Genomic DNA, 10,707 nt, shown 5'->3' on the forward strand with positions numbered 1-10,707 from the left:
CATCGGGGCCCTGTGCGGTCCGGGTGCCTGAGAGGTTGACGGAGAGGTGTTGCTCCTTCGGCGTCCGCGGCTGGCGACCACGGAACTCTCCCGCACAAGGGCGATGCGGTGACGAGTTTACCGGTGGGCGCCGCAATAGCCGCGCCGAGAGTGCGCACAGATCGCGGGTTCGGCGATTTTCGCGATCTCCCCGCAGTTTCGCGGGGCGGGAACTAGCCGATCTTGCGGTCGCGGTGCTTGCGCCGAGACGCCAGTTCGTCCTCGGGCGCGGCGATGGATTCGCCGCCGTCGGCGCGCTCACCTGGGAAGTCGGCGATCGCGCCGGTCAGCTCGCGCATGGCGCCCGACACCGCGATACCGAACACGCCCTGGCCGCCCTGCAAAAGGTCGACCACCTCCTCGGCCGAGGTGCATTCATAGACCGTGGTGCCGTCGGAGAACAGCGTGATGTTGGCGAGGTCGCGGACGCCGCGCTGACGCAGGTGATCGACGGCGACGCGGATGTTGTGCAGCGAGATGCCGGTGTCCAGCAGGCGCTTGACGATCTTGAGGACGAGGATGTCCTTGAACGAGTAGAGCCGCTGGCTGCCCGAACCGGCGGCGCTGCGGATGGACGGCACGACCAGCGAGGTGCGTGCCCAGTAGTCGAGCTGCCGGTAGGTGATTCCGGCGATCTGGCATGCACTGGGGCCGCGGTAGCCGACGAGCTCGTCGGGTACGGAGTCGTCAGGGAACAGACCTGCCTGCACTGGTGCTTCCGATACGGTGACCCCCGATTCGGCGGGACCGCTGGCAGAGGACAGGTCGAATTCCTCTTGACGTGGCGTGTCTCCCACTTTCGAATCCTCTCGCCGGTCTCGCTTTGTGACCTGCATGGCAGCACGTTTGCCCAAGCCCGAATGTGTCGAGCATACGCTTTCGCCGGGCCCGAGACTGGCCATCAGCAGGTCCGACCATCAGAGTATGGCTGCCCGCTTCCCCGTTCGGAGAAACCCGCCCCGCGTGTCGAGGCCGACGAGACGCATCCGTGACAAAACCGCACGAAAAGGCGACCCGAAGTGCGGCTAGGTCGCCTTGAAATCGTCGGGCGACACGCTGTCGAGGAATTCCTTGAACTTCTCGACCTCGTCCTCGCGCACCGCACCGGTGGCTTCCTCGTCGTTCTCATCCGGAATCAGCAGCCCGGCCTCGGCGAGCACCGCCTCTTCGACATAGATCGGCACGCCGACCCGCAGCGCGATCGCCACCGAATCCGAAGGACGCGCCGACACCTTGATGTCGCGATCGAAGATCAGGTCGGCGTAGAACGTACCCTCCTGCAGGTCGACGATGCGCACCTCTTTGAGCGAATGACCAAGCGCGCCAATGACATCCCGGATGAGGTCGTGTGTGAGCGGCCGTGCCGGCTCCACACCCTGCTGTTCGAGTGCGATCGCCGCCGCCTCCGACTGACCTATCCAGATCGGTAGGTAGCGGTCGCCGTTGGACTCGCGGAGCAGCAGAACCGGCTGGTTCTGGGGCTGCTCCACGCGAATGCCGACTACACGAACCTCGCCCATCTGTGTCCGCCCTTCGCGCTGAGATGCCTGCAGATTCGAGTCTAATCCTCAGCGGTCGAGAACGTCGCGCACCGCCGACTTGATCAGCGACGTGTGCAGAGTGATGGCCAGCGCCGCCACCTCACGCGCCAGATCGTCGGCACGATCCCTCGCGCCCGCCTTGTCCGCCTTCACCACCGGTCCTGCGATCTGCGCGATCAGATCGGACTGACGGTCGGCTGCCGAGCGGAACGCCCGCAGATGCCGCGGCTCGACGCCGTACTCCGCCAGCGCGCGAGCGCACTGGGCGATCAGCACGGAGTGCTCATCGAAGAAGCCGCCAGGCCCGGTCTTGATCACCCCCGCCTTGACCAGCGCGGTGATGAGTTCGTCGTCGACGCCGGAACGGGTGCGTAAATCCTCGCGCGACAACCGCACCTGGGTGGGTGCCACGCCGCCCTGGCCGCCCGCAGCGTCTGCGGCGTCCGTCAAGGCACCGGTCACCGGCACCAAACGCGGTATGCCGTAAGCGGATCCGCTCTGCGGTAATTCCCCGTCAGGCTGGGCGTCCAGCTGGGCCTTGATGACCTTCAGTGGCAGGTACTGGTCGCGTTGAGCGGTCAGAATGAAGCGCAGGCGAGCGCAGTCGTACGCGGTGAACCGACGGTAGCCCGACGCCGTGCGCTCCGGGGTGACCAGTCCTTCGGCCTCCAAGAATCGAATCTTGGAAATGGTCACATCCGGGAAGTCCGGTCGCAGCAGATCCAGAACCGCGCCGATCGACATCCCAGTCAGAGCGGGGGTGTCGGGCTGGCTCATTTACTCGTCGGGAGTGCGCTCATCGACCACTAGCTGCCGCCGTTGTCGTCGCTCTTGGGCCCGGTGAGGAACACCAGGCGGAACTTGCCGATCTGCACCTCGTCGCCGTTGGAGAGCACCGCGGAGTCCACGGGCTCACGGTTGACGTAGGTGCCGTTGAGACTGCCGACATCAACGACCTGGAACTCGTTGCCTTCGAGTCGGAACTCCGCGTGACGGCGGCTCACGGTCACATCATCGAGGAAGATGTCGCTGTCGGGATGCCGACCCGCCGATGTGGTGGGCTGGTCGAGCAGGAACCGCGAACCGGCGTTGGGCCCCCGCTTGACGACCAGCAGTGCGGAGCCCACGGGTAGGCCCTCGACCCCCGTGACCGCACCTTCGGTGCCCGCCGCCGCCGGAGCGTCCAGTTCGTTGAGGAAGTCCGCGCGAAAGACAGATGTCGTTTCCACGGTGAGATCATCAGACGTCTGGTCCGCCCCAGAATTCTGGTCCTTGTCCGTCACCCGCTGCTCCTCACTAGCCGCTGTGGCGTATTCAGGCATATCAGGCCAAACCCGCAGCCGAAGTTCGTCTGGTGTCGACCGTACCGTGAGGTGGACGCGATTGTGTCCACCACCGCCGGATCCGCCTCTGGTTGGTATCCCCAGTCGGGAAAACCCTAACAACCCGTCATTCGGCCACGGTGGCGCGGTAGCCGTCGGCATCGAGAAGCTTGCCCAGCCCGTCGTTCAACGCGTCGGCGTCGAGTTGCAGGTCGATCAGCCAACCTCCGCCGTAGGGCTCCGAGTTGACGAGCTGCGGGTTAGCCTCCAGATCACCATTCACCGCAACGACTTTCGCGCTGACCGGCGCGTACAGATCCGACACCGACTTCGTCGATTCCACCTCGCCGAACGACTCGCCCGCGGTGACCTCGGCGCCGACGTCGGGCAACTGGACGAACACCACATCCCCGAGCGCGGACTGCGCGTAATCGGTGATGCCGACGCGGACGGTGTCATCACCGGTACGCTGCACCCACTCGTGCTCCTCGGTGTAGTACAGGTCGGCTGGGATTTCGCTCACGGCGCTCCTAGGTCTCTCTTCCGCGTTTTCACCGTCATTTGACTGGCTGAGCGTATTGGCGAGGTTTCGGTTGCCGCAAGGCGGTGACGTCCACACGCTCCGCCTGCTGCACGCTCATCGTGCCGCCGACGCGTTCGACACTGTCCATCGCGCCGCCGGGAATGTTCAGGGCCGCGGCCAGCGTCGGCGGATCACCAATCGCGGTAACCGAATACGGCGGGTTGAGCGTCACGCTGTCGACGACGAGCGCGCCGGGGACTCCGACGACCCAGGTGTCCAGGCCCACCCGGACCTCCGAACCTCCCCCGCGAATCTCCATCGCCTCGGCCCCGGCATTGCGCAGCTCGTTGATCACGTCGAGCATGGTCTCGGCCGGTACGCCGGGGGTGGTGTCGGTGATGGTCAGCGTCACGCCGGGACCGGTGGCGGGCACCGTGCCGATCAGGATCGACAATGCCGCCAGCCGGGCCTGGGCGTTTTCGATCGCGGCCTGATCGCTGGATCCGGAGGCCTGGAGTTGCGCCAGCGTGCGCTGCAGGTCGGCCACTTCGGTGTTCAGCGCCGCCTCGCGTTGCTGCAGCGAGTCCAGCAGTACCAGCAGGTCGGCGGGCCGGGCGTTCTCCAGCGCATCGCCCGAGTCGGTCTGCCGCACCTGGGTGATGATCGCGACACCCAGCAGCAGACAGAGCAGCACGCCCAGTGCGCCGAAGATGATCTGCGTCCGGCCGCGCTGCACGACCCCGGCGACGCCACCGGCGTGCAGTTTGCCGATCTCGGGCGCCGGCGCGTCGGGCGGCAGCTCGTGGCGGCCGTGCTGGTCGGCATCGGAACGGTGTGGCGACTCGTCACTCATCGCTTATGTCACGCGCCGAATAGTCTGCGCCGCAAGGCGGCTGCGTTTCCGAAGATCCGGATGCCGAGGACGACGACGATCGCGGTGGACAGCTGCGTCCCGACGCCGAGCTGATCTCCCAGGTAGACGATCAGCGCGGCGACCAACACGTTGAACACGAAGGACACCACGAACACTTTCGAGTCGAAGATGCGCTCCAGATAGGCCCGCAGACCACCGAACACGGCGTCCAACGCGGCGACGACGGCGATCGGGAGGTACGGCTGTACGAACTCGGGCACCTCGGGGTGGAACACCAACCCCAGCGCGATGCCGATGACGAGTGCGACGATTCCGATCATTTGTCTGGACTCATCCAATCTCCTTGGCGAAGTTGACATCCCGGACCGGGCTGGCCGGCAGGGTGAGCGCCTCCGAGGTGCTCACCGTGACTCCCACTCCATACGAGGTCTCCAGCAGGCGCAGGCGCTGCAGACCGGGACTGCGCTCGAAGCCATCCCGCACCGCATTCGGCGGTCCGACCGCGAGGATGACGTAGGGGCTGCTGATCGGTTGATTGTCGACCAGGATGCCGCCGCCCGCCTGCCGGATCGTCACGTTCGGCCCCATCCGCACGCCGCCCACCGAAACCGCCTCCGCACCGCTGGCCCACAGCGAATTGACCACCAGCTGCAGATCGCGGTCCAGGATCACCTGCTGGCTACCGGGCACGCGCTCCTTGGACACGTCGGTGAGGTCTCTCGACATCCCGGGATCCGTGACGGTGATCTCCAGGCCCGGCCCGATGACGGGGGTCGCGGCCGCGTCTAAGTTCGATTCGTCGAGTTGGCCGAGCAGTTGCTGGCCGCGCGCGTCACCCTCGAGGCGTTGACGCCGCACGGTGTCCACTTCCGCCGCCAGGTCGTCGCGTCGAGCGGAGGCGCCCGCGACGTCTGTTTCGGCGACACGCACGCTGCCGGAGAGGACCTGTTGCGTCTCACGTACGCCTGGTGCGGTCGACCGGGCCTGGGCGACCGCGGCCACGAAAACCAGCGCGATCAACAGCGCCCCTGCAATCTGCCACGCCCACGACTGCCACCGCTTGCGCCGTTTGCCCTGTTTCTTCGCGTCGGCCGCCGCCTGGTAGCCCGGATCGAGGTGGTCCGACAGCAGGGAGCGCAGCAGCGACGGCACCGGGATCAGGGCCGGCTTGTCCGCGTCGTGGGCGCTGCGACCGGCGTTCGGGTCGTAGCCGCCGAGATGCGTCATCGTCCTACCTTCGGCATGCGGCGCATCACCATCGACACCTGGATCAGATAGAGCACGCCCGACCAGAGGTACATCGCCAGGCCCCAGATCAGGAACGCCCAGCCGCACGCGAGGATCACCCGGCTCCACAGCGCATCCCACTGGCCGAGCAGGATCAGCGGGAACCCGGACATCAGCGCGAAGGTCGCGGCCTTGCCGATGTAGGTGACCGGCAGCGCGGTCAGTCCCCTGCTGCGCAGCAGCGGCAGCGTCGCGGCGAGCACGACGTCGCGTCCGAGCAGGGTCAGCACGATCCACCACGGCACCGACCCGTGGATCGCCAGGGCGATCGGGACGGCGACCATGTAGATGCGGTCGACGGCCGGATCCAACAGCTCGCCGAGCCTCGACGACTGGTTGTCGACCAGTCGCGCGATCTTGCCGTCAGCCCAGTCCGAGAACCCGCTGAACATGAGGACCGCCACCGCCCAGGCGTTCTCGTTCGCCACGAGCAGCAACCACAGGAACACCGGCACCAGCACCAGGCGGAGCGCACTGAGCGCATTGGGCACCGTCAGCACCCGGGATTGCGACGTCTGCGCGGCCCCCGTCTGAGATCGCCGGCCCGGCGGCTCCTCCATAGGTAGAAACTAGCGGAATACTCCGGGCAGGCTCAGTGCCGACAGCGTGTCATCGGCGAGCGGGTTGTCGTGCACCATGTACGTCCACGTCGAGGTCGGGCGCGCGAGCTTGGACAGGTCGATTCCGGGCTCGTCCTCGATGGATTGGGCGGTGTCGAAGGTCTGTTGGGCGGCCTCGATCGCGTCGGCCGCCAGCGAGGCGAACGCATCGACGGCCATCCGGTGGAACTCGTCCAGCGGGTTCTGCCTGCCGAGGGCGCGCAGATGGATGCTCTCCCGGATGTCGGCCAGAAACGCGAGGTGGTCTGCCCAGCCGCGGTCCAAGTGGTACAGCATGATCAGGCGGCTGATCTTCTCGAGCTTCTCCTCGCCGATCTCCTCGGCCAGCTCTTCGTAGCGGTCCGGCGACAGCTCGCGCAGTTCGTCGCGTGCGGTCGGGGTGCGCAGCAGGGTGTTGCGGCGCTCGACGAGGATGGCGCGCTGCTGCGCGATCAGCTGGTTGTAGCGCCAGGTGTTGGCGTGCACGTCGAGCATACGGCCCTCGGCGACCCGCTGAGCGTGGTCGAGCAGGGTCGCTGCCCTCGGGTTGGTGATGCGGCCGTCCTCGTCGGTCTGCATCGGCAGCTTGCTCGCTTCGAGGTGCGCGGCGACCACGTCGTCCTCCCAGCTGGAGAAGAACACCGACGAGCCGGGATCGCCCTGGCGGCCGGCGCGTCCGCGCAGCTGGTTGTCCAGCCGCTCGGTGTTGTGCCGGCCGGTGCCGATGACGTGCAGCCCGCCGAGTTCGGCGACCTCGTCATGGTCGGTTTCGTCGGACCCGCCGAGCCGGATGTCGGTGCCGCGGCCCGCCATCTGGGTGGACACGGTCACCGCGCCGAGCTTGCCCGCCTCGGCGATGACGGCGGCCTCCTCGGCGTCGTTCTTGGCGTTGAGCACGACGGCGGGGACACCGGCCTTGACCAGCCGCTCGTGCAGGTCCTCGGACTCGGCGACGTCGCGGGTACCCACCAGGATCGGTTGTCGGGTCTTGTGCACCTCGATGATGTGCTCGACGATCGCGTCGTTCTTGGCGGCCGCCGTGACGTACACGCGGTCCGGCTCGTCCTCGCGAATGTTCGGGGTGTTCGGCGGGATCGGGGACACACCGAGCTTGTAGAACTGGCGCAGCTGCTCGCCCGCAGCCAGCGCGGTGCCTGTCATCCCGCACACCGTGGGGTATCGGTCGATCAGCGCCTGCACCGTGATCGTGTCGAGCACCTCACCGGTCTCGGTGGTCTCGATGCCCTCCTTGGCCTCCACCGCGGCCTGAAGCCCGTCGGGCCAGCGCTGCAACTGCGCGATCCGGCCGCGGGAGGAGTTGATGAGGTGCACCGCGTCGTCGCGGACGATGTAGTGCACATCGCGCTGCAGCAGGACGTGCGCGTGCAGCGCGACGTTGATCTCGGTCAGGGTCGAGCCGACGTGTTCCTCGGAGTACAGGTCGATGCCGCCGAGCTTGGCCTCGAGCTTCTGCGCACCTTTCTCGGTGAGGTGGACGTTGCGGCTGTCCGAGTCGGTCTCGAAGTCCTCGCCCTCGGTCAGCTCGCCGACCATTCGGATGATCTCGACCTTCGGCGTCTCGCGGTGCGTGGTGCCTGCGAGCACCAGCGGGACCAGCGCCTCGTCGACGAGCACCGAGTCGGCCTCGTCGACCAACGCCACATCGGGGTTGGGTGACACCAAGTCCTCGACGTCGGTGACCAACTGGTCGCGCAGGACGTCGAAGCCGATCTCGTTGACCGAGCCGTAGGTGACGTCGCATTTGTAGGCCTTGCGCCGCTCCTCGGGCGTCGAGTCGGCGGTGACCCAGCCGACCGTCAGGCCCAGGGCCCCGATCAGCGGGCCCATCCATTCGGCGTCGCGGCGGGCCAGGTAGTCGTTGATGGTGATGACGTGTACGCGGCGGCCGCCGATCGCATAGCCGGCCGCGGCGATCGCGCCAGCCAGGGTCTTGCCCTCACCGGTGGCCATCTCGACGACGTCGCCGGCCAGCATCCGCAGGGCGGCCTGCAACTGGACGTCGAACGGTCGCAACGTGGTGGTCCGCTTGGATGCCTCACGCGCGATCGCCAGGAACTGCGGGATGTCCGCGGAATCGGCCAGGTCGTCCAGGTTCAGCAGCTTCGCGGCCTTCAGCAGTTCCTCGTCGTCGAGGTCGGCGGCCTTCTCGTCGAACTCCGCCGATTCGCGGACCTGCGCCATCGACGACGCCTGATCCCGTTCGGTGCTCGCCCCGAGCATCCGCCAAAAGCGACTGCTGACACGTCCTGAGGTGCGGGTCTTCGTCTTCGCCACAGCTTTACGGTACGCGGCGCCTCCACTTACTCCGCGACAGTGCGTGTCTGACGCGCACACTCCGGACGTCGAGACTGCGCCCAGATCGCGAAAATCCGTGATCTCGCGATCTGTGCGCAGTCTCGGCAAGCGTCAGGCGAGGTTGGACCGACGCGGGTAGGCCACCGTCGGATCGGTCAGCGCGTTGACGACCGCGGGCAGTCCGGCGGAGAACGCCCGCTCGAGCGCGGGACGCAACTCGGCGGGTGCGGCCACCAGCTCGCCGTGTCCGCCCAGCGCAGTGACCACCTCGTCGTAGCGAGTGCCCGGCCTCAGTTCGGCCACCACCGAGTAGCCGTACAGCATCTCCATGGGGTGCTTCTCCAGCGCCCAGATGCCGTTGTTGCCGATCACCGAAACCACGTGAATTCCGTGGCGCACCAACGTATCCCACTCCATACCTGAGAATCCGAACGCCCCGTCCCCCTGCAGCAGGACGACCTGCCGATCGGGTCGGGCCAGCTTGGCGGCCAGCGCGTAACCCGGTCCGGAGCCCAGGCAGCCGAACGGTCCGCTGTCCAACCATGCGCCCGGCACGTAGCTGTCGATGACCCGGCCTGCGTACGAGCCGAAGTCACCTGCGTCGATCACGACGATCGCGTCCCGGTCCAGCAGCGCGCTCACCTCGGCGTAGACCCGCATCGGGTGCAGCGGCGTGCGGTCGTCGGCCAACTCGGCGGCCTCACCAGCCCGCGCGGCGGTCTCCGTGGTGCGCAGAGCGGCAATCCAGTCCTCATGCTCGGTCGGCGACGCCGCCGACAGTGCCGACAGGATCGTCGTCAGGTCGCCGTACAGTTCGGCGGCGACAGCGCGCGGATGCGGTCGCTCGGGTGCGACGCGGTCGGCCACGATCAACGTGGTCTCGGCCCCGAACACACCGCCGAAGCCGAGCCGGAAGTCCATCGGCACGCCGATGACCACCGCAACATCGGCCTCCCCCAACGCTTTTGACCGGGCACGCGAGAACGCGAGCTGGTGATCGGCCGGTACGGTGCCGCGCGCCATGCCGTTCATCAGCACGGGGATCCGCAGCGCTTCGGCCAGGCGCAGCAGGGCGGTCTCGGCGTGGCCCCACCAGACGTTGGTGCCCGCCATGATGACCGGTCGCCGCGCGTCGATGAGCAGCCGCACCGCCGCGTCGACGGCGTTGCCATCGGGCTGGACAACCGCGGCGGGACCCGCCAGCGCGCCGGGTGCACCGTTGTCATGGGCTTCGCCGAACACGTAATCCATCGGAAAGTCGACGAACGACACCCCCGTCGGCTGCCCGTCCGACCCGGCCGCGGCCCGCAACGCATCGTCGACCAGAGGGCCAACCGCATCCGGTGACTCCGCGGTCGCCGCGAACCGGGTCAGCGGCGCGACGAACGGCACGTGGTCGATCTCCTGCAGCGACCCCTGGCCCCACCGCAGCGCAGGAGCCCGGCCGCCGAGCACCACCAGCGGCGACTGGTTCTGCGCGGCGGCGGCCATCGCGCTCATACCGTTGGTGACACCGGGCCCGGCGGTCAGGGCCGCGACGCCCGGCACCCGGGTCACCTTCGACCAGCCCTCGGCCGCGAACGCCGCCGTCTGCTCATGCCGGGTGTCGATCAGGCGCACGTACTCGGCCTGGCAGCCGTCGTAGATCGAGAACAGGTGGCCGCCGGACAGCGTGAAGATGGTGTCGATGCCGCTGGCCCGCAGCCGCCGCGCGATCACGTGTCCGGCGTTGACCGTCGGAGCGTCGTTGCCCATGAGGGCAGCATAATCAGCGCGGGACCACGGACGTCCTCATCGGCGGAGCCGGTCCCGTCGGTCTCACGGCGGCCATCGAGCTGGTCCGGCGCGGCATCGACTATCGCGTCGTCGACCCGCTTGCCGAACCACCGCAGTACACGAAAGCCGTTGGCGTCCAACCCCGTACGCTCAAAGTCTTCGAATCGGAGGGCATACAGGACGCGGCCATCCAGATGCACGGACAGATCCTCTACGTCAACGGCGAGAACGTCGGGCAGGCGACATGGGCGTCTACCTGATCGCCGCACCGGGAGCCGACGTCGCCGCCACCGTTCTGCCTGTCATTCGCGACGGCTATCTCGGCTTCGCCGGCACACACTCGGACCTCGACGGCCTGGCCCTACACCTTCGATACACCTTCGGACCACGTTCGGCTGAGACGGCCGCCCACAGTTGAGGCCACTGCCAC

General features: G+C 67.5%; 12 protein-coding genes, 1 pseudogene and 1 riboswitch. Of the genes and pseudogenes, 2 read left to right on the plus strand and 11 right to left on the minus strand.

Annotation, left to right across the window (positions count from 1 at the left end):
- Window positions 1-5: 5 nt before the first annotated feature.
- A riboswitch (glycine riboswitch) is annotated at window positions 6-103 on the minus strand.
- Window positions 104-212: 109 nt separating this feature from the next.
- The 11 genes from H7J93_RS03915 to H7J93_RS03965 form a co-directional block, all read right to left on the minus strand.
- A complete protein-coding gene (locus tag H7J93_RS03915; protein WP_267304981.1) occupies window positions 213-836 on the minus strand; it encodes a MerR family transcriptional regulator in 624 nt (207 codons plus the stop codon).
- Between the two features lie 228 nt (window positions 837-1,064).
- Window positions 1,065-1,559 (minus strand): bifunctional nuclease family protein, encoded by a 495-nt coding sequence (locus tag H7J93_RS03920; protein ID WP_267304982.1) that lies wholly within the window; start codon window positions 1,557-1,559, stop codon window positions 1,065-1,067.
- Between the two features lie 48 nt (window positions 1,560-1,607).
- Window positions 1,608-2,357, minus strand: a complete 750-nt coding sequence (gene ftsR / locus H7J93_RS03925; protein WP_267304983.1) for a transcriptional regulator FtsR — start codon at window positions 2,355-2,357, stop codon at window positions 1,608-1,610.
- Between the two features lie 29 nt (window positions 2,358-2,386).
- Window positions 2,387-2,863: a glycogen accumulation regulator GarA gene (garA, locus tag H7J93_RS03930; RefSeq protein ID WP_267304984.1), complete on the minus strand. Its 477-nt coding sequence runs from the start codon at window positions 2,861-2,863 to the stop codon at window positions 2,387-2,389.
- Between the two features lie 166 nt (window positions 2,864-3,029).
- The gene (gene gcvH / locus H7J93_RS03935) at window positions 3,030-3,425 is read right to left on the minus strand and encodes a glycine cleavage system protein GcvH (RefSeq protein WP_267304985.1); all 396 of its coding nucleotides are present in this window, start codon (window positions 3,423-3,425) and stop codon (window positions 3,030-3,032) included.
- 34 nt (window positions 3,426-3,459) lie between these two features.
- On the minus strand, window positions 3,460-4,278 hold the full coding sequence (locus tag H7J93_RS03940; protein ID WP_267304986.1) for a DUF881 domain-containing protein: 819 nt from the start codon (window positions 4,276-4,278) through the stop codon (window positions 3,460-3,462).
- Window positions 4,279-4,286: 8 nt separating this feature from the next.
- Window positions 4,287-4,619 carry a small basic family protein gene (locus H7J93_RS03945; RefSeq protein WP_083150732.1) on the minus strand — a complete coding sequence of 111 codons (333 nt, stop codon included), beginning with the start codon at window positions 4,617-4,619 and terminating at the stop codon, window positions 4,287-4,289.
- Between the two features lie 10 nt (window positions 4,620-4,629).
- On the minus strand, window positions 4,630-5,526 hold the full coding sequence (locus tag H7J93_RS03950; RefSeq protein ID WP_267304987.1) for a DUF881 domain-containing protein: 897 nt from the start codon (window positions 5,524-5,526) through the stop codon (window positions 4,630-4,632).
- The gene (locus tag H7J93_RS03955; RefSeq protein WP_267304988.1) at window positions 5,523-6,146 is read right to left on the minus strand and encodes a CDP-alcohol phosphatidyltransferase family protein; all 624 of its coding nucleotides are present in this window, start codon (window positions 6,144-6,146) and stop codon (window positions 5,523-5,525) included. The genes H7J93_RS03950 and H7J93_RS03955 overlap by 4 nt, the downstream gene beginning before the upstream one ends.
- Before the next feature lie 9 nt (window positions 6,147-6,155).
- Complete coding sequence (secA2, locus tag H7J93_RS03960; protein WP_267304989.1) at window positions 6,156-8,480, minus strand: accessory Sec system translocase SecA2; 2,325 nt, start codon at window positions 8,478-8,480, stop codon at window positions 6,156-6,158.
- Window positions 8,481-8,612: 132 nt separating this feature from the next.
- Entirely contained in the window at window positions 8,613-10,256 is a 1,644-nt protein-coding gene (locus H7J93_RS03965; RefSeq protein WP_267304990.1) for an acetolactate synthase, read from the minus strand.
- Window positions 10,257-10,294: 38 nt separating this feature from the next.
- Between H7J93_RS03965 and H7J93_RS03970 the strand changes: the two are divergent.
- Both H7J93_RS03970 and H7J93_RS03975 read left to right on the plus strand, forming a co-directional pair.
- Window positions 10,295-10,516, plus strand: a pseudogene (locus H7J93_RS03970) (FAD-dependent monooxygenase); the annotation flags it as partial.
- 5 nt (window positions 10,517-10,521) lie between these two features.
- Window positions 10,522-10,695 (plus strand): hypothetical protein, encoded by a 174-nt coding sequence (locus tag H7J93_RS03975; RefSeq protein WP_267304991.1) that lies wholly within the window; start codon window positions 10,522-10,524, stop codon window positions 10,693-10,695.
- The last annotated feature ends 12 nt before the right edge of the window (window positions 10,696-10,707 follow it).

This window comes from Mycobacterium barrassiae, from assembly GCF_025822765.1.
In the GTDB taxonomy this organism is placed as follows: Bacteria; Actinomycetota; Actinomycetes; order Mycobacteriales; family Mycobacteriaceae; genus Mycobacterium; species Mycobacterium barrassiae.

What these genes read in the sequence shown, in the direction of transcription:
- H7J93_RS03920 (WP_267304982.1), bottom strand. Translation starts at nt 1,559, where the DNA reads ATGGGCGAGGTTCGTGTAGTCGGCATTCGCGTGGAGCAGCCCCAGAAC.
- ftsR (WP_267304983.1), bottom strand. Translation starts at nt 2,357, where the DNA reads ATGAGCCAGCCCGACACCCCCGCTCTGACTGGGATGTCGATCGGCGCG.
- H7J93_RS03940 (WP_267304986.1), bottom strand. Translation starts at nt 4,278, where the DNA reads ATGAGTGACGAGTCGCCACACCGTTCCGATGCCGACCAGCACGGCCGC.
- H7J93_RS03945 (WP_083150732.1), bottom strand. Translation starts at nt 4,619, where the DNA reads ATGATCGGAATCGTCGCACTCGTCATCGGCATCGCGCTGGGGTTGGTG.
- H7J93_RS03950 (WP_267304987.1), bottom strand. Translation starts at nt 5,526, where the DNA reads ATGACGCATCTCGGCGGCTACGACCCGAACGCCGGTCGCAGCGCCCAC.
- H7J93_RS03955 (WP_267304988.1), bottom strand. Translation starts at nt 6,146, where the DNA reads ATGGAGGAGCCGCCGGGCCGGCGATCTCAGACGGGGGCCGCGCAGACG.
- H7J93_RS03965 (WP_267304990.1), bottom strand. Translation starts at nt 10,256, where the DNA reads ATGGGCAACGACGCTCCGACGGTCAACGCCGGACACGTGATCGCGCGG.
- H7J93_RS03975 (WP_267304991.1), top strand. Translation starts at nt 10,522, where the DNA reads ATGGGCGTCTACCTGATCGCCGCACCGGGAGCCGACGTCGCCGCCACC.